Genomic DNA, 19,695 nt, shown 5'->3' on the forward strand with positions numbered 1-19,695 from the left:
TTTCAGGGTCTGGGAATTCCCAAATCATCGCAAATTTTATTCGCGAGATGGTTTTTAATTTCTTTATGTCTGGGCACCGTTGAATACGCCCCGTTCGCAGGATTTTTATAGATGGTATGCTTGCCGCCTTCGCGTACAAACAGACATCCATGCGCTTCCAGATGACGAATCAAATCTGCGCGGTTCATAGATTTTCATGCGGCATGCAATATCAAACTTTCGCGCACAATCCTGGCATTAGCAGGGAGCTTTTGCTCGGCAGCTTGGCGATTTGCTTCAAGGATTAATTGCATCGCTTCAAGCAAATTTTCTCTGGTCTCTTCCAGAGTTTCACCCTGCGTATTGGCTCCCGGCAACTCTGCAATATAGCCAATGTAACCGCCTTCTTCCGCTTCTGCGTAAATCGCCGTAAACGTGATTTCTGTCATCATTCCTCCTGCGTTTGGTCAACTATACCAATGATTGATTTCGCATATCAATTCTTCATTCCGCCAAGCAGTATTGAATTGAAAATCAATTTAAAGGTGCCCCAGGTCTGTCCGCGATGTTGCGGGCGAAAACCGAATAACACGACGCGACCTTTGCCTAAGCTCACATCGACGAGGGCGTTTTTACCGGCAATGTATTGCGGGCCAAGCAGCCAGCCCGAACGCAGTGGGTTGCCGTCAACATAACGGGCAACAACACGAACTTTCGTCGGGTCGGTTATCTCAAACGCCAGGGCGCGGACTTGCGGGGCGCGCGGGCGTTCGGGTTCCTGCGGGGTGGCTTGCGGATTGCGGTTGGCATCGGGTTGCGCGTCATCGCCAAAACCGCCGCGCCTTGATGCAGTGAAATAGACATCGGCTTCCGCAGGCATTCCCCAGGCGATGGGGTGCGTCGTATCAATCACGGCGCGAAAGATAGAACCGGGGGCATAGAACTGATCGCTTGCAAGTCCCGCGAGGGCGTTTTTCACCGGCAAATTGAATTTCTGCATGGCGAGTTCCGAAGAGGAATCGAAACAGATGAGCACGCCACCCGCTTCAACAAAGGCTTTGAGTGCAGCGACGCCTTCTTCGCCGATGCCGCCGGTGTATTCGTCCGGTAGTGACCCTTTGCGATTGCCGTTGATGATTTGCGCGGCGCTCATATCGGGCAGGATGATGACATCGAATTTGTCGCGGAGATTTCCGCCGCGAATCTCGGCATCAAAGAGGCTCTTGTAATCGAAGTGGAATTGTTCAAGCACGAAGCGCGTCCAGCCTTCATCCATCGAACCCGTCCACGATTTATAGAGCGCAAGACGCGGACGAGCTATTGGTTCTGCAATTGAATTCATATCTAATGTGGCTTGTGGGTTGGGCTGAGGAGACTTTTTATTATTTTTTGGTTGCTGACTTACAGTTGAAGTTAACGGATTAAAAACAAATGAACCAAGGGGGTAAGTTTTCCCATCAATGATGGTTTCTTTCTTGAGCCGCCAATTCAAGATTTTATTGTGCGGTATCGATGATAATGAAAGCGCAACATCGAACATAGCATTTACCAGAACATACGCACCGTTGGAAGTTGAAGGAATATAAATTCCTTTTGACCTGCCTTTCACAACAGCTTGTTTGTCAGCAGGGTTCACTGGAGCAATCATTTCTAACAAATCATCTTCACCAATCTTCTGCAAATCTGCATCGAATCGCTTGCTTGCTTCAACATAATTCACACCCATTTGCATGGGCAAAGTCCAACCTGCGACATCGTAAGGCGGTTCGGCGGGACCTCCGGGATAGAGTCTTCTATCGGGATATTTCTGCGCTTCAAATAAACATTTCACGTTAGCGCGATAGGGTTGCGCGAGCATCACCACGTAACTGCCCGCGCCATATTTTTTGCCATCAATTTCAAATTCGTTTTTGGCGCGATGCACTTCGACGCCTTGCTTGAGCAAAATATCAATCATTTGATTAGCAGTCGGTTTGTCGTGTTGTTCAGCCGGAATCACATAGGCATAAGGCGACTGCGCCTTGCCCGCTTCGATGGCGCGTTCGGCAATACCGACGAAATTGCCGATTAACTCTTCGCGATGCAGCGCGGCTTCTTCCAAAGCCGCGCGGGTGGTGATGAGTTCCATATTGGCGATGTCACGCATACGCCACCAGCCGCCTTCCCACGCTTCGGGAAAATTCGTCGCCGTCACCAAGGGGTTTGGCAAGCCTCGCGTCGGCGAACGCAGTTGTTCGCGTCGAATCTCAATCGGCGTTCCAAGTCTTACCGATGCCGCTTCCGTCAAGATGCCAATCGCATTGTGATAATAAGGCGCTGAGCGCAAGCCGCCGTGCCACCACATATCATAAGTCGAATTGGTGACGATGCCCTTAAAGCCTGCGGCTTGTAAACGGGTCGCCATGCGCATGCCGATGGTCCCGGTCTGACGGACAATCAGCGGGTCGATGTTGGGATTATGCGGGTCAAAAAACGGCGGCACGCACATACGCGAACCATTCGAGCCTTGTTGATGCACATCATAGACAAGTTCGGGAAACCACTCTGTCCAAAAAAGTTTCGAGAGCATCTGCGTCTCAACCTGCGTCAGCATAAACCAGTCGCGGTTGTTATCGTGGCCGGTGAAGTGATGATAAAGCTCAGGCGGGCTGGTGCCTTCGTATTTGGTGCCGAGGGTTTTGTGATACCAGTGATTGACAATGTCTATGCCATCGGGATTAACCGAAGGGACCAGCAACAACAACACGTTATCCAAAATCTCGCGTGTGGCTTTCGACTGCTCGCTTGCCAGGCGGTAAGCGAGTTCCATTGACATTTGTGTAGCGACCACTTCGGTTGAATGAATCGAACAGGTGATGGCGACAATCGCGGGCGTTTCGCTGATTAAGCGTTGGCGTTCAGCATTGCTTGTTATCAAGCGCGGGTCTGCGAGTTTGCGTTGATTTTCCTGAATGCGCCCCAGGTTTTTGATATTGGCTTCGGATGAAATGAACGCCACCAGAAACGGGCGTTTCAATGTCGTCTGTCCAAGCTCGCGAAGTTCGACGCGAGCGGACGCGGCATCGAGTTTTTTGAAATAGTCGGTGACCTGCCCCCAGTCCGCGAGTTTGCGGTCTTCGGCAACTTCAAAGCCCAGAACTTCACGCGGTTGCGGTATGGATTGCGCGGCTGCCGCAAGCGCAAGAATCAGTAGTAAAATCAACGTAGATAATAAACGTTTGCTCATAAATGCAGACACCTCGATTGGCAAATTGGAGTCGGCTGAAACCGGCAAATGCTTCATTCGCTCATTCTCCGGTTATCGGTTGAAGCATACCGTTGTGCTGGCAACTCCATCAAACTCCGTTTTTATGATTGGCTGTTCCACTGTTGATGATGCATTGAACAAATGCATTTTTGACAAAGCGCCATCGGCTTGTGTGATTTTAAGCTGCGGCTCACAAGCTCTGTGCTTCTCAGTTCAAAGGTAAATCTTTCGACAATCCAAGCTCTCTTCATACGCTGTTGTCGTCGCGCAACTATAGCACAAAATCGTTTCGACGAAAGCCATCATCGAAGTTTTGAATTTTGTGAACCGGGACTTTGTTATTAGCGATGCAAAATCAATGATGATGAGTGCTGAATCAGCAGGATTGGCGCATTGCGGTAATCAAACGGCAGACGCAGGTTTCTATTTCATCTGAAATGTTTAATCGGTACGACATCAACGAATGAATTACTGCGAGAAAAAAAGAGATGCGCGTTTGGTTGTGTGTGTAAGCGAAATTCCAGATATTGCCGCTCGAAAAGTTGGTGAGTGGTTGTGGCGCGCTGCCTGATATTGACTGTTGCCAGAGATTGAAAACGCTGTTTTCGCCGCTGATGAAAACCGAACAAAACCTCACTTGAAATCCTTAATCAACACGGCATCGCTGATTAAGCGGCCGCGGGTGAAGGCAAAATATTTGCCATCGCGTGACCACTCGTAAGGGAACGCCTCTTCTTCCGGCAAGCCGGTAAGCCGTTGCGGCGCGCCACCTTTGATCGCTTGTCGCCAGATACCGTTTACCAGGTCTCTATAACAGACCGCTTCGCCGTCAGGCATCCAGCGTATTCCATCAGCAAATCTTGCAGAGCGCGGCACAGCAAATAACTTGACGAGTGTGCCGTCTTCAATCTTCACCAGCGCGAGTTGCTCGGCGGCACCTGCTTCGGCTCTGTAACCACAAGCTATGAGCTTGCCGTCGTGTGAGACGCGAGGGTAAGAAGATTCTTTGTCGGTGACGCGCACCGGCTCACCTCCTTCGACGGGCACGCGGAAAATGAAACTCTTGCCATCCCGAGTTGAACTATAAACGACCCAGCGGCTATCGGGCGTCGGATGAGGGGCAGAATTGCCTCCGCCGGTCGTCAGTTGTTTGAGATCGCCGCCATCCACACGGGCACGCCAGATTTCATTGCTGCCGCTACGATTCGATTGAAAGATGATGAACCGACCATCCGCCGTTACTCTCGGTCGCTGGTCATGGAACCCCGCAGAGGTGAGTTGTTTGATGTTGCTGCCGTCCGTCTCCATAGAATAGATGGCAAGTGTACGGTCAATGCCAGCCGTAAAGACCAATCGATTGCCAGGCAGCCAATCAAGCCCGTACCAACCCATGATGCCGTTGATGGAACTGAAGGTGAGTTGGCGCGCTTGCGACAAATTGTCAGCCGGGGCAATCCAGATATTGCTCTCCTGTCGAATTTGTACAGCAGTGAGCGAATCTCCGTCGGCGGAGATACTCAACGATGAGCCGTAGCTGTCGGTATCGCGTGAAAGTCTTTGCGCCTTGCCGCCCGGATAATCAACTCGCCAGAGATGTCTGCGGGCCTCGCCCTTGTCGGTGGCGACGATGATCAACCCTCGCCCATCACGCAGCCAAACCAGATTTGACATGGCAACCCATTCGAGCGCGGTTAATTGTTCGAGATGCCCATCGGTTACTCGCACCGTAAAGATTTCGCGGCTCTCTTTTAAGCTATCGCTGATGGCAACGACCGCAAGTAATGAGCCGTCGGGCGACCAAGCCACACGTCCAGGGGAAAAAGGCTTGTCGGGCGGGCGCGTCAGCAGTTCGCGCACCCCTGTGCCGTCAGCGTTGACGATGATTAAAGTGGAGACATTGGTTTCCTTGTGGGTACGAAAGAAGGCGAGCTGATTTCCGTCAGGCGAAAGGGCGAAGTAATCGCTGACCTCACTGGATAGCTTTTCCGCCACGCCCCCTAAAACGAGCATCTTGAACAGCCCGTTTTGCGATGCTTCCTTGCCCGTCAAGGTAAAATAGAGCGTTCTGCCATCCGGCGAAAATGCCAAACCTGAATAGGTAACCTCATCCGGCGAGCGGAGCAGGATGTCGTGGCTGCCGTCGGTCTGTCCCAACCACAGGCTCTCTTTGTATTCGCCTCGTTCGCTTAACGTGTAGGCATAAAACTTGCGGTCAGGTGAGAGCACTGCCCAGCGAACTTGACCTTTAGTTGTCAACTGTTTGATTTGCACTTCGGCGAAAGGGACGACAGTGGGGCGGTCTTGATTCAGACGCTGCAAATTAAAGCGCCAGAAAACCAGCCCACTGACAAGGATCAGTGCCAAAATGAAGCCACCCGACCAGAGAAGCAAGGTGTGAGGTTGTCGAAGACCTTTCGCGCCGGCTTCCGATACCGCCTTCACCGTTGCAGCCGTCACTATCCTACCCTTTGTATCAGCGGCAAATTCTTCCTCCTTTGAAAGCCTCCGGGTTTCCGCCGGGGTCACAAAAGTTAATCCCGGCTTGACGATTTTCAAGTCGCTCTCGTCAAGCGGAAGAGACGCAACCGCTTGATATGAAGGCTCGCTCTCTTCAGCTTTTTCGATAACCAGGCGCGAGACGGTTTCGGTTTCTATTAAAACATCCGCGTCTTCGCCCGGACTGAACACCTCGCCGAGGAAACGATACCCGTGACCGGGAACCGTCATAATGTAGCGCGGATGGTCGCGGCGTTCGCCGAGGGCTTTACGAAGCGCCGACATCTGCACCGTCAGATTCGACTCTTCGACCACTTGATTCGCCCACACACGACCGTAGAGTTCTTCCTTCGTGACCAACTGCCCGCCACTTTCGACCAGCACGAACAACAGGTCAAAGGCTTTCGAGGAAAGTTGAACAAATTCGCCATCGCGCAATAGCTGACGCCTGGCAACATCGAGTCGAAAGTTATCGAACTCGTAAATCTGCTGCTTGAGTTTGCTCATGGTCGCCATTCGGAAGTTTTCGGAAAAAATTCGCCGCCAATTAAAGACTTTCACAACCCGTTGCCGCTAGGCTGGATGTCGGAGTGCAACCGGGAGTCGCCGGAAGTTTAAGGAGCTGATGCCTATTGCGACCGTCAAATTCTAACAAATGATGCGAACGAAAACCAAAATTGAAATCACCATTGAGAACCGCCAGCGCGCGGCGATTCGCTTGCGCCATCAGCGCGCACAATGGTGCGAAGCCTGCGCGGCACGAGTTTGGATGCTGGTGCCAAATGAAGCGGCAGCGATGCTGCAAACCACGGCGCGCAACATCTATCGGCGCGTCGAAGCCGGCGAAGTTCATTTCCTGGAGACCGAAGACGGCGTCTTGCTCATCTGTCGCAACTCGCTCGCACAAGGTCTACTCATTGCCGACTGGGAAAATATCAAGCGCCCATAAAAATTTATTTCAGGTAATGGTAATACGGCGTCTGGTATACGTCACCTTATTGTTGATAAGGCGACAAAGCCGGGAAGCGAAGTTGAAGGTTATTGGTAGGAGAAACCTGTATGCAAAAGAACCATAGAATAAATCGGAAGAACAAGGGGTATGCGTGGCAGGCGCTGGCGCTGCTGTTGGTGTTCTCACTCGCGGTCGCAGTCACCTGTCAGACCAAGCGACGTCCGAGCGAGCCGCAGATGCTCGGTTTCGAGTTTGAAACCGTGACCATGAATTTAGACGGGAAGCTTGCCAACCGCCGAAAAGGGCAGGCGCGCTATTTCGTCGAAGACCTCAAAGGGGTCAGGCTTGAGATGGTTGAAATACCGGCAGGTACGTTCCTGATGGGAACCAGCCGCGCTCAGGCTGATCAGGAGAAAGCGATAGGCCAAAAGCCGGAGGGCGGTCCATACTCGTCCTGCGTCTGGGAGATGCCACAGCACGAAGTTGCGGTGCCGTCGTTTTACATGGGCAAGTATGAGGTGACGCAAGCGCAATGGAAAGCCGTCGCCAAGTTGCCCAAAGTGAGTCTGAAACTGGATCCCGATCCGTCACAGGCGGAAGGCGATAACCGGCCGGTCGAACAAATTTCCTGGGACGAGGCGATTGAATTTTGCGCGCGACTATCTAAAGCGACAGGCAGGAGGTATCGCTTGCCTTCGGAAGCCGAATGGGAGTACGCCTGCCGGGCAGGAACCACAACCGCATTTGCGTTTGGCGAAAATGTCACAAATGGGATGGTGGTGAGCACGTTAGGAAAGAGTAGTCCTGTGGGCACGACCGGAATAGCTAACAATTTCGGCTTATACGATATGCATGGAAGTGTGCAGGAATGGTGTCAGGACTACTGGCACGAGGATTACAATGAAGCGCCGACAGATGGCAGTGCCTGGGAAACCGGACGCAAACCGCCAGGGCGAGTAGTGCGTGGGTACTGGGCAGGTGGGGGGGCTTGGGTAGCTGACCGCGACCGAGGTCGCTCAGCCAGCCGCCTATACCTATCGCCGAATACAAGAAACGACGGGACGGGGTTTCGCGTGGTGGTCAATGCGCGAAATCGTTGACCTGCCCATTTTACCCTTCTGCTCACCCGAAATAGCACGAATAAACGAGAGGCAGTGCCAAAATTACTCAGGCCACGGGTCGCCGACCGGTTGGCGCGGCAATCTGCTTACGGCTACGGAAGCGCGCGGTCTGATCAGTGAGTCCTATGCAATTTTTATATTGATGAATTGTTTGAATGGTTATTTTCAGGATGCCAATCTGGATTCGCTTGGCGAAGCATTGATGAAAGCCGAGCGTGGCGGCGCGTTGGCAGTCTGGGCATCATCAGGATTGACTTTACCAATGGAGCAAACGCTAATGAATCAGGCGCTCTATGGCGAGCTATTCAATCCAAGTCTTGCGGGCAAAGCAGGCATCACACTCGGCGAAGCTACGCGACAAGCCAAGACCAAAATCAATGACCGGGATATTCGCCGCACCTGGATACTGTTTGGCGACCCGACGCTGAAAGTAAGATGATTGATAAACGAATGGAAAAGAGAGAAAGGGAGAAGGGGAGAAAGGGAGAAAGAGTGATTAGCGTGTGTGGAGTTTACCAAAACCTGCAATCAATTGCTTTGAATATCAATCAATTGGTGATGGCTGCCATCTCGTCAACAGGATGAAAACGGCTACAGGAGTCAGTTTCACGCCACCTGCTCATAGCTTTCTTTGTCTCCCCTTCTCCCTTTCTTCAAACGAGCATTTACTTCACCGCCGCTCCGGTGACGATGTGCGGGCTGCTGCTCAATTTGTCATTCACGCGCTTAACGGAACCCGCGATGAGGGCATTCAAATCGGCGATGACTTTACCCACTTCATCGGTGATTTCGCGCATACGCAGTTTCTGCCCTTCCGTGGGTTCAGCAATCGGCGATGAAATGCCATTCATCAATGAGTTCGCATCTTCGCGAAGTTTTCCCGGACAGCGATAACCGAAATTGCATTCGCGCACCAGACGGGCGCGCAACTTCCTGAGTTCATCGAGCGCCGCGTTGATATCTGCCTGAACATTGGCTGCCCCGTTTGGCGCGTTCTCTTCACTCATCGCCACACTCACATCTCTTCGCAAAGTGGTTTGCAAGGTGGTGAGTTGTTGGGTGAGGTCATCAACTTTGGCAATGACCTGATTGAGACGCGATACCAACTCGCGCATTGCAAGCGCGGCATTGAGTTGCGCGGTTAATTCCGCTTCACTCACTTTCAGGCGCGGGTCGAGTTCGACTTTTACACTCTTGGTCATCGGCGGTTTATTGCCGACTTTCAACGTCACGTTGTATTCACCGGGTAGCACTGCGGGTCCGCCGCCAAATCCGAAACGCGCGGCGATTTCGGCAACCTCCGCGGGCGCGGCTGTGGCTCTTGCGCCTGCGCCTTGACCCAAGCCTTGACCGCCACCTGCACCACCTCGACCGCCTGCGCCTTGACCGCCACCACCGAAGCCGCGTCCGCCGGCTTGCGCGCCGGGAGCCTGCCGCGCGCCGTCATAACGCAAATCCCACATCACGCGATTGATCCCGGCTTTGTTGCCTTGATTCGGCAGTTGGCGAATCGCGCGAATCACTTTGCCGCTTTTATCGGTAATGGTAATGGTGATGGGTTCGCGGGTCTCTTGTTTCAAATAGTAATCAATCATCGCGCCCGGCGGCAGATTTTGCCCGGTAAAAATTTTGCTGCCTAAATTGGAATCTTTACTCCAGGTTTGCATACGCATCGCCGGACGAATGTCGAACAACATGGCTTCGACCTGCTGCGCCTGCGCGAGATTTTGCAAAGGCGTGAGGTTATCCAAAATCCAAGCGCCGCGCCCATGCGTGCCGATAATCAAATCATTCTCGCGTGGATGAATCGCCAAATCATTTACGGCGACCGGCGGCAGGTTATTGCGAATCGACACCCAGCTTGCGCCACCATCCCACGACGCAAAGACGCCAAGCTCAGTGCCTGCATAAAGCAAATTTTTCACCTTGGGGTCTTCGCGCACCACATGCACATAAGCTTTCGCGGGCAAGTTGCCTTGGATGGCTGACCAGGTCTGTCCGTAGTCCGTCGTCTTAAAGGCGTGCGGCGAAAAATCATCATCGCGGTGACGGTCAACCGCTACGAATGCTGTCCCTGCATCGTGCGGCGAAGCGTCAATCATCGGCACATAAGAATTCGCGGGCAAGCCTTTGATGTTGGCAACCACATTCGTCCAGGTTTTGCCATGGTCTTTGGTGATTTGAATATTGCCGTCATCAGTGCCGACCCAGATGACGCCTTTTTGCACAGGCGATTCGGCAATCGTCAAAATCGTGCAATGAAATTCGGCGGCGGTATTATCGGTTACCACCTGCCCGCCCGATGATTGCTGTTTGCTTTTATCATTGGTGGTGAGGTCGCCGCTTAAAACTTCCCATGATTGTCCGCGATTGGCGGTTTTAAACAACACGTTGCCGCCGAAATATATGGTCTTGGGGTCGTGCGGCGAACGCACAATCGGCGGATTCCAGTTGAAACGATATTTATAATCGGAAATCTGCCCGCCGGTTGAGCCGACCTCTTTCGGATAAGGATTGATGTTGCGCGACCAACCGGTGTTGGTATCAATGACGCTAATCGTGCCGCCTTGCGAATCGGAATAAATGATGTTCGGTTCATCGAGTTCGGGCACCGCAAAAAATCCGTCGCCGCCGCTTACCGTCGCCCAGTCATCGGTGCGTATGCCTTCGCGAAAGTTGGTCGCCGAAGGACCAACCCAGTTGCCGTTATCCTGCAATCCGCCGTACACATAATAGAACGGACGCCGCATATCATAAGTGATGTGATAGAACTGCGAGAGCACGAGGTTTTTGAAAATTTCAAAGGTGCGCCCTTTATCATTCGAGATTTGAAAACCGCCGTCGCTGCCGCTCAATATGCGATTGGAGTTCGCCGGGTCAATCCACAATGATTGATGATCGCCGTGAACATTTTGCGCAAGGTTATTAAAGGTTCTGCCGCCATCACCGGACATACTCAAACTGCCGCTCAGTGAATAAAGGCGTTCAGGGTCGTTGGGGTCTACGCGAATGTCGCTGTAATAGAACGGGCGGAAATTGATATTCGGGTTATCGTAAACGCTGCGCCAGGTCGCGCCCCGGTCATCGGAACGAAAGAGATTTCCTTCGCTTTTGGTTTCGGTAATCATATAGACGATGTTCGGATTGCTGCGCGCCACGGCAATGCCGATTCTGTCCATAGGCGTGCGCGGCAAACCGTTGGTAAGTTTCGTCCAGGTCTCGCCGCCATCTTTCGATTGATAGAGCGCGGTTGCGCCGCCGCCGCTGGTGAAATGCCAGGCTTTGCGCCGAAAGGTGTACATCCCTGCGTAAAGAATGCGCGGATTTTGCGAATCAATATCGAGGTCGGAACAGCCCGTGTCCTGGTCTATGTAGAGAACTTTTTTCCAGGTCTTGCCGCCATCTGTGGTTTTAAACACGCCGCGTTCTTCGTTTGCGCCCCAGGCGTGACCGAGCGCCGCAACCCAGGCGGTGTCGGGGTCGGTCGGATGGATGCGAATGCGTTTGATGCGTTCGCTGTCGGGGAGTCCAAGATATTTCCAGGTCTCGCCGGCGTCGGTCGAACGATAAACGCCGTTGCCGAAACTGGCGCTGTTGCGCGGATCGCCTTCGCCTGTGCCTACCCAGATGACGTTAGTATCAGAGGGTGCAATGGCGATAGCGCCGATGGAATAGACCGCTTGATTTTCAAAGATGGCGCGAAATGTGGTGCCGCCATTGGTGGTTTTATGAATGCCGCCATTTGCGCCCGCGACATAAAAGGTCGATGGGTCGCCCGTTATGCCGACGATGTCAGTGACCCGTCCGCCCATGTTTGCGGGACCTATCGAACGCCAGCGCAGTCCGGCAAGCGCCGCAGCCTCTTTCGGAAGACCCGCTGATTGTTGTGCGCCTTGGATGATGTTGGAAAAAGGCAGAGCCAAGGCAAGTAAAAGAGAAACCATGACCAATCGCTTCATGTGAGCCTCCTCGTCAAAAAGTTTTCCACTGGTTCGCTTAAAAGGTGTTGAGATTTTTAAGAAACAATTTAACAACGAATTTTAAATTGCGGCGCAATCTTATTGATTTCAGGGTGGACAAGCAAGACGCTGGCGCTGAACCCACGAACGGCTTCAACCGATAACTTGACATGGTTGGATGAGCATTGTATAAGCCCGCCAAATCAATCCTTGAAAAAGGCGGTGAAAAGAATGCGCTTGAATCATCGGAGTAAAGTTCAACAATTGCTGGCTCTGGGTGTCGGTTTATTAGCGTTCGTGCAGATGATTGCAATGATCGCGCCTGCGCAAACTCGCGCGCCGCGCGCGTCACCTAAAAGCGCCTCCGCTGGTTTACGACTCGCGCGACTGCCGAAAACCAAACCGCGCAATATCATCTTCATTCTCACGGATGACCATCGTTATGACGCGCTCGGTTTTCTGCACAGTCAACCGTTTATCGAAACGCCAAACCTCGACGAGATGGCGCGCACCGGCGCGCATTTAAAAAATGCGTTTGTGACCACGGCGCTTTGCTCGCCGAGCCGCGCCTCCATTCTCACAGGACTCTATGCTCATCGCCATCGCGTGGTTGATAACAACAATCCCGTACCGGCTGACCTCACCTTCTTTTCGCAATACCTGCAACGCGCCGGTTATGACACAGCCTTTATCGGCAAGTGGCACATGGGTGGCGAAATTGATCACCCGCAACGCGGCTTCAATCACTGGGTGAGTTTCAAAGGACAAGGCACTTATTTACCAAATCCCAACGGCTTGAATGTAAACGGCAAGCGCGTCCCGCAACGCGGCTACATCACCGACGAACTCACAGATTATGCGATTGATTGGCTCAATCAGCGTCGAGGCAACCAACCCTTTATGCTTTACCTTTCACACAAAGGCGTGCATTCCGATTTCGTCCCCGCGGAAAGGCACCAGGGGCGCGGGCAAAATAAAACTTTCACGCCGCCGAAAACCATGTCAGCGGAACTAAGCAGAGGCTTTCCGATGTGGGTACAGAATCAGCGCAACAGTTGGCACGGCGTCGATTTCCCTTATCACAGCGACCTCAATATCGGCGAATACTACAAGCGTTATGCTGAAACTTTGCTGGGCGTCGATGACAGCGTCGGGCGCGTGATGCAGTGGCTCAGAGAAAACCATCTGCTTGATTCGACGCTGGTGATTTATATGGGCGATAACGGATTCGCTTTCGGGGAACACGGCTTGATTGATAAACGCACGGCTTACGAAGAATCCATGCGCGTGCCGATGATTGCCCATTGCCCTGAATTATTCAAAGGCGGCGCTGAGATCAATCAGGTGGTTGCAAACATCGACATCGCGCCGACCATACTGGAAGCCGCAGCACTCAAAGCGCCCGCGAACCTGGATGGTCGAAGTTTTTTATCACTCCTGCAAAATAAACAGGTGAATTGGCGCGAGGCTCTGTTGTATGAGTATTTCTGGGAACGCAACTTTCCCCATACTCCAACCATGCATGCGTTGCGCACCGGGCGGTACAAATACATTCACTATCAAGGTATTTGGGACAGCGATGAACTCTTCGATATGCAGGCTGACCCGTTGGAAACCACCAATCTCATTAATCGTTCCGAACATCAAGGGTTAATCAGACAACTCAATCAACAGCTTTTCGATTTGCTTGATGAAACCAGAGGCATGTACATTCCGCTCTATCCTGACCGTGGAAGACAAGCGAACCTCCGTCGCAAAAGCGGCAGTCGCCCGGCGGATTTCCCTGCTCATCTGATGCGCGAAAAAAACGACCGGCAATGAAAAGACGAGGAGCGCCGATAAAATATCCGCACTCCTCAATTGCTCATCGCCTGAACACTGCCAGAGTCGGTCATTCGCCAGAACGGTTGATAATTCTAAAAGCGCGTCACTTTGATGGTGAGCGCCTGCGTATCGCTTGCCGGAACTGCCTGACTGTCACGCACACGCGCGACAAAACTCCACGTCCCTTTTTTCACTGGTGTGCCGCTGATGACACCGGTTGCCGAATTGAGCGTGAGTCCTTTCGGCAACGCGCCGGACGCCAGCGACCAACTGTAAGGCGACACGCCACCGGTCGCCTGCAAGGTTTGCTGATAGGCGACTGCGATTTTGCCATTCGGCAAACTGGTTGTCGTGATGTTGAGCGTCGCAACCGGCGGCGCATTGACCACTAGAGAAAATTGTTTCGCATTCGTCGCCGGTGGCGTTTGCGCATCGCTCACCTGCACAGTGAACGTATAACTTCCCGTGGTGGTCGGCGTTCCATTCAATACGCCGGTCGCGGAATTCAATTGCAATCCATTTGGCAACGCGCCACTCACCACAGACCAACTGTAAGGCGTCACTCCGCCGGTTGCCGCAAAGGTCGTCGAATAGGCGGTATTGACGGTTCCCGCAGGCACGCTGGTCGTGGTAATCGTAAGTGATGCAGGCGGCGGTGGTGGTGTAGAACCCTGACGTTCAAATGCCCCGATGTCCAGGATGCCATCATTCAAACGGTCTTCGCCGCTTTGATGCTTGACGTATTGGCGCGTCAGGTTGTTGGTTAAAAACGCCCGTGAATGCAACTGCGCCCCGGCATTGAGGCAACCGGAAGTTGTTGCGAGGTGATAATCCTGTGTGGCTTCATCAACGAATCCCGGCGATGAACCAAGCACAGAGGTTCCGTCATTATTCACGGTTCCGGTCATGGCGCTGAATGAATTCACATATCCGGGCTTGAACCAGTTGCGTGTCATATTCAAAACCCCGGTGTCATCCAGCAGCGACAAGGTATTTCCCGCAGCCGTCACATAGGTAATGTTGTTGCGAAAATCGCAGGTCTCTTCGTTGGTCGAAAGTCTCATTATCGTCGTGCGGTCGGTGCGCGTTGACACAATCGTGTTGTTGTAAAAATACAAAACCCCTTTGCGATAATTTGCCGTCGCGCCGCTGTCGCCGCCGTAATGGGCGATTTGCCGGTTGCCGGCTGCCGCCGGTTCAATCAACACATTGCCGTAAACAAAAGTTTCGCGGTAGCTCGCCTGACCGCGAATCAATGAACTGTCTTCGCCATCGACCAAATCGAGTTGCCGGTTGCCGCCTTCAATCCAGTTGTAACGCACCACCAGTCCCGCCGAACGGTCTTTGAGGTTGTTGCCGAGACAACCGGCGCGCAAGGGACCGAAACGGTTGTATTGAAAAGTAATGCCGATGGCTGCCGTGTAGTTGTTGTGTTCATAGATGCTGTTGACATTGCCATTGTCGTAAATGTAGTTGCCTTCGACGAGAAGGTTTCTTGATGCCAGCGCGTCGCTTGATGCCACGAAAAAGCCATTGCCGCAATCGTGCAATGTGCAATTGCGCACAGTGATATTTTCGCCCTTCTCGACATAAATCGAGGCGGCGTTATTGACATAAGCCTGCACTGCGCCGTTTGTCGCGGTGTAGGTGTAAGGCGGGCGGGCGCTGCGTATGTCGAGATTTTCAATGGTGATGTATTTCGGCAAAGTATCGGCGGGAACATTTGCGCCGCCGATTTTGATGACCGAGCGATTTTGATTCCAGTAATTCAATACCGAACGTGTGGTCGCGCCGTTGCCATCAAGGACGGGCTGTTCGCCGTTTGGACCCGAAACTCCGCGCACGGTGATGGGAGCCGCCGCCGTGCCTTGCCGACAGATAACAAATTTTTCTTTGTAAGGCGTCGAACGCCAGTAAATCAACACCGTGTCACCGGCTTGCAAACTCTCCCAGGGAACCGCGCCGATTGAGGTGTAAGGTTTATCGGCGCCGACTTCGTAAACATTGCCCTGCGCTTTTGCGCCTGGATAAAAGAAACTAACGAAAAAGGCTGCGACCAGCGTAAACAGAAAAAGTGTCGTTATTTTTTTCAAGGTAACCATCTCCTCAAACGAATGTGGGCAAAGAGAAAATTTCAAAATTATTCCCGTGAGGTTGATTAGCTGTTTGTCTTGTTGAATCAAATGCGGGAGCAAATTATTGATTCATTGGTTCAGCCCGGTGAGGAAAAGGCTTGCCCGGATTGTAACAAAAAGCCTGTAACAAACAATAGAAATGATGCGCCTTTGAAATTATCAACAGCCCTTTGCCCGTTTGCTTAGGCGCGTATCTATGCCGCATTTTTTCGCCTTGCAATCACCTGCGATTATCCGCAGCATCCGTTGTATCCGGTGGGAAGCCCACCTTAATTTTGCGCCGAAGCATTTTCTGAGAAAACCGTGATACCGATTCCGCTAAAATTTGCTTTCGCTTTCATGACACGCGGCAGTTTATTTGATAGGCTTGCGCCTCGTCGCTTGAGCATTTCCCGATTACATATTTGAGGTAGTGATTTTTACGGATGATCGCTAAACTTCGCGGACTCTTTTTAGTCATTTTCTGGTTTACGGCAATTGCCCTCATCGGTCCCGTCATCATTCTGCTTTGTAAACTGACCGGCAATGAAAATTTTATTTACGAACCGGTGCGCCTGTTTGTCCGAATCGGACTGGCGCTCGTGGGCGTCAAAATCGAAGTCAAAGGTTTGCAGCGCCTCGACCCCAACCAACCTTATATTTTCACCCCCAATCACCAAAGCTTTATCGAGGTTCCTTTGTTCGTCACCTACCTTGGGCGCAACCCCGCGTACCTGGCTAAAAAAGAGGTCTTCAAATATCCGGTATTCGGCACCGGCATTCGTTTAATCAAAGTGGTGCCCGTGGATCGCAGCAATTCTCCGGCGGCGGTTGAAAGCGCCAAACTCGCTACCCAATATATTCGCGAAGGCAAATCTTATATGGTTTACCCGGAAGGCACGCGCTCGCCTGACGGCAGAATGTTACCGTTTAAAAAAGGCGCGTTCATTATGGCGATTGATGCAGGGGTGCCGATTGTGCCGGTGACGGTTTCGGGCGCGACGCGGGTGATGCCCAAAGGTGAATTCAATGTTTACCCGTCAACTGTTCATATCACCATTCACCAACCCATCAGCACCAAAGGGTACTCGAAAGAAAATGTCGCGGAACTGATGCAGCGCACGCGGGAAAAAATCTATTCGGCACTGAGCGCCGAAGAAGCCGGAACGACAACGCAATAATTTTTAAATCCGCCCAATTCGTTTTATCCATTCAATCCTAAGATAAATTTTACCTTGCAAACGCGCGCCATTCACGCAAACCCTAAGCCGTCAACTTGATTTAGCAATTGCCCGCTGAAGGCGTCTCCGACTGCATAGACGACATCAACCGGTCATTCGTGCCTGAGCGCCACCATCGGGTCGGTGCGCGCAGCTTTGCGCGCAGGAATCAAACAGGCAATCAGCGCAACCGTCATCAGCGTAAAGGCAATCAGGATAAATACCGTCGGGTCGGTGGCGCTCACAGCGAAAAGCAAATCGGTCAGCAGCCGCGTCAAGGCATATGCGCCAAACATGCCAATCGCAAGTCCAAACAAAATCAGCGCGAAGCCTTGCCCGACAATCAATCGCAAAATTCGTTGCGCGCCTGCGCCAAGCGCCAGCCTGATGCCGATTTCATGGGTGCGCTGGTTGACCGTGTAAGCCATCAATCCGTAAATGCCGAGCGCCGCCAGCGCCAGCGCGATATCAGCAAAAAGCCCCAGCAAAAGCAGGTAAAATCGCGGTTGCGCAACGGAATCTGCGAGTAATTGTTCGAGCGTGCGAACTCGCGTGATGGCAGTAAATTTGTCGACTTCCAGAATGCGTGTGCGCAATGCCGCAATCAGAGTTTCGGGTTCGGCGGTGGTGCGCACCGCAAGCGTCATAAATGAGACATCTTTTTGTTGATAGGATTGATAAAAGCCCGGTTGGTTTTCCCGTGCGAGTCCGAACTGTTTGACGTCAGTTGTGACGCCGATAATTTCCAGCCATTTCTCCGGTTCCCCTTTCAGCGCAATGCGTTGACCGATAGGGTTTGCACCCGCGAAATAGCGGCGCGCCAGGGTTTCATTGATGATTGCCACAGGCGGCGCACTTTCGTTATCGGCATCGGTAAACCAGCGCCCGGCTTTTAACGGATTGCCGATGGTTTGAAAATAATCGGGGCTGACCACGGAAACAAAAGCGCGTTGACTGTCGGCATTAAGCGGCGCAGGTTGCCCGTTAATTAAAATCGGCGCGCTCATAAACGCGCCAGTGGTAGGCGCAGAGGTCATCGCCGCTGCCGATTCAACCCCCGGCAAGGCATTGATTGAATCAAGCATCTGCCGGTAATAGTTCGCGGTTTTGTAATCTTTGGGAAACCGATTGAGCGGCGGCAGCAAACTCATGGTGATGACCCGTGTAGGCGTAAAGCCGAGTTCCACCTGTTGCAATCTGATGAAACTTTTCATCAGAAGTCCCGCGCCAACCATGAGAATTACCGCGAGCGTAGTTTGCGAAACAACCAGTAAATCGCGCAAGCCGAAACGCCGCAGCCAGCGTCTACGCCCAATCGTTGAAGTCGCGCCCTGTTTTAGCGCGTGATTGAGGTCGGGTTTGGATGAATGGAACGCCGGAGCCAATCCGAAGATTAATCCGACCACTAACGTCGTAAAAAACATGAAGGCAAAGACCCGTCCATCGACGCTCACCTGCGTAAGCCTCGGCACATCGGGCGGGTTGAGGGCAATCAACCCTTTGACCATCGCCTGTGCAAGCAGTGCGCCGCCTGCGCCGCCAAACAGAGCGAGCAAGGTGCTTTCCGTCAGCAACTGGCGAATCAACCGCCCGCGCCTTGCGCCAAGGGCGGCGCGCATCGCCATCTCTTTTTGGCGCTTTACGGCGCGCGCCAGCAACAGGTTGGCAACATTGGCGCAGGCTATCAACAGCACAAAACCCACTGCGCCAAATAAAATTAACAAGGTCGGGCGCACTTTGCCGACAATCGAATCATGCAGCGGTTGCAAATTGACGCCCCAGTCCTGGTAATCACCGGGAATCTGCTCCTGTAGTTGCTGATGGATTAAAGCAATTTCATTGGTTGCCATCTCAACCGTGACGCCGGATTTGAGACGCGCTATCACACCGCTGCCGCGCATATCATGTCTGCCGCTGACTGTCGAAGTTTCGGGTATCCAGTATTCGCTTTGTCCCGGAAAGCTCACCTCCGGCGGCATCACGCCGACAACCGTGTATTGATTGGTGTGATTCAAAGTAATCGAACGACCGATGATGCTTTCATCTGCGCCGAATCGTCGTTGCCAGAGTTGATGACTGAGCAGAACGACTTTATCGTTTCCCGATTTATTTTCATCAGCCACGAAACCCCGTCCAAGTAGCGGTTGAAACCCGAGCAGGGGCATCAGGTTGTAACTGACTCTTGCGCCCTGCAATTGCTCGGTTTCCGATTCATCGGTGATAACCGATGTGGCTGGCGAAAACGCCGCTACGCTTTCAAAGGATTGGGCGCGTTCGCGCCAGATTTGAACATTGCCGCCGGAAACCGGCATATCGGTCATCCCGGCTTGCGGTTTGCTGTGCCACAAACGAACCAGGCGGTCAGGCTCCAGGTAAGGTAAGGGCTTAAGCAACACGCCGTTGACGATACTGAAAATCGCGCTCGTGGCGCCGATACCAATGGTTAAAGATAAAAACGCTGCCAACGTAAACCCTGGAGTTTTCATTAACATTCGCACACCGAAACGCACATCTTGAAACATCTCATCCTCCATTCGCTGAGGTTGTAAAAACAAGGCATCCACCAACGCGCCGAAACTGCGCCGCAACAAATCCACGCGGTTTCGCCAATGCAAGTTGTCCCATTCGGCAAGCAAATGTTCACGATAGCGCAACTCGGCTTCCCATTCCTGCCGCCAATCCAGACGCAAGCGACGCGGCACGATAATGCCAATCAAACGAATGAGCCACAGATGGGCTTTCAATCTTGACGGTTCGATAGATTGCATTGGCTACTCCGCAAA

At 52.5% G+C, this 19,695-nt stretch carries 12 protein-coding genes; 5 read left to right on the plus strand and 7 right to left on the minus strand.

Annotated elements, in window-relative coordinates; translation table 11 throughout:
* Positions 1-2 precede the first annotated feature (2 nt).
* The 4 genes from AB1757_13930 to AB1757_13945 all read right to left on the minus strand — a co-directional run bounded on the left by AB1757_13930 (position 3) and on the right by AB1757_13945 (position 6,238).
* Complete coding sequence (locus AB1757_13930; GenBank protein MEW6128135.1) at positions 3-188, minus strand: type II toxin-antitoxin system HicA family toxin; 186 nt, start codon at positions 186-188, stop codon at positions 3-5.
* Between the two features lie 6 nt (positions 189-194).
* Positions 195-428, minus strand: coding sequence for a type II toxin-antitoxin system HicB family antitoxin (locus AB1757_13935; protein MEW6128136.1), 234 nt, complete (start codon positions 426-428; stop codon positions 195-197).
* A 47-nt stretch (positions 429-475) separates the two neighbouring features.
* On the minus strand, positions 476-3,262 hold the full coding sequence (locus AB1757_13940) for a M14 family metallopeptidase (protein ID MEW6128137.1): 2,787 nt from the start codon (positions 3,260-3,262) through the stop codon (positions 476-478).
* Positions 3,263-3,859: 597 nt separating this feature from the next.
* Positions 3,860-6,238, minus strand: coding sequence for a winged helix-turn-helix domain-containing protein (locus AB1757_13945; protein MEW6128138.1), 2,379 nt, complete (start codon positions 6,236-6,238; stop codon positions 3,860-3,862).
* A 139-nt stretch (positions 6,239-6,377) separates the two neighbouring features.
* On the opposite strand from AB1757_13945, the gene AB1757_13950 reads away from it, so the two are divergent.
* The 3 genes from AB1757_13950 to AB1757_13960 all read left to right on the plus strand — a co-directional run bounded on the left by AB1757_13950 (position 6,378) and on the right by AB1757_13960 (position 8,234).
* Positions 6,378-6,671 (plus strand): hypothetical protein, encoded by a 294-nt coding sequence (locus AB1757_13950; GenBank protein MEW6128139.1) that lies wholly within the window; start codon positions 6,378-6,380, stop codon positions 6,669-6,671.
* A 110-nt stretch (positions 6,672-6,781) separates the two neighbouring features.
* A complete protein-coding gene (locus tag AB1757_13955; GenBank protein MEW6128140.1) occupies positions 6,782-7,774 on the plus strand; it encodes a formylglycine-generating enzyme family protein in 993 nt (330 codons plus the stop codon).
* Positions 7,758-8,234: a C25 family cysteine peptidase gene (locus AB1757_13960; GenBank protein MEW6128141.1), complete on the plus strand. Its 477-nt coding sequence runs from the start codon at positions 7,758-7,760 to the stop codon at positions 8,232-8,234. The genes AB1757_13955 and AB1757_13960 overlap by 17 nt, the downstream gene beginning before the upstream one ends.
* Positions 8,235-8,460: 226 nt before the next feature.
* On the opposite strand, the gene AB1757_13965 is transcribed toward AB1757_13960, so the two are convergent.
* Positions 8,461-11,754, minus strand: coding sequence for a hypothetical protein (locus tag AB1757_13965; protein MEW6128142.1), 3,294 nt, complete (start codon positions 11,752-11,754; stop codon positions 8,461-8,463).
* 231 nt (positions 11,755-11,985) lie between these two features.
* Here AB1757_13965 and AB1757_13970 point away from each other — a divergent pair, with 231 nt between their 5' ends.
* Positions 11,986-13,575 carry a sulfatase gene (locus AB1757_13970; GenBank protein ID MEW6128143.1) on the plus strand — a complete coding sequence of 530 codons (1,590 nt, stop codon included), beginning with the start codon at positions 11,986-11,988 and terminating at the stop codon, positions 13,573-13,575.
* Positions 13,576-13,670: 95 nt separating this feature from the next.
* On the opposite strand, the gene AB1757_13975 is transcribed toward AB1757_13970, so the two are convergent.
* Positions 13,671-15,671 (minus strand): putative Ig domain-containing protein, encoded by a 2,001-nt coding sequence (locus AB1757_13975; GenBank protein MEW6128144.1) that lies wholly within the window; start codon positions 15,669-15,671, stop codon positions 13,671-13,673.
* Between the two features lie 467 nt (positions 15,672-16,138).
* Here AB1757_13975 and AB1757_13980 point away from each other — a divergent pair, with 467 nt between their 5' ends.
* Positions 16,139-16,873 (plus strand): lysophospholipid acyltransferase family protein, encoded by a 735-nt coding sequence (locus AB1757_13980; GenBank protein MEW6128145.1) that lies wholly within the window; start codon positions 16,139-16,141, stop codon positions 16,871-16,873.
* Positions 16,874-17,025: 152 nt separating this feature from the next.
* On the opposite strand, the gene AB1757_13985 is transcribed toward AB1757_13980, so the two are convergent.
* Positions 17,026-19,680, minus strand: a complete 2,655-nt coding sequence (locus AB1757_13985; protein ID MEW6128146.1) for an ABC transporter permease — start codon at positions 19,678-19,680, stop codon at positions 17,026-17,028.
* Positions 19,681-19,695 lie beyond the last annotated feature (15 nt).

This window comes from Acidobacteriota bacterium, assembly GCA_040754075.1.
Lineage (GTDB): Bacteria > Acidobacteriota > Blastocatellia > UBA7656 > UBA7656 > JBFMDH01.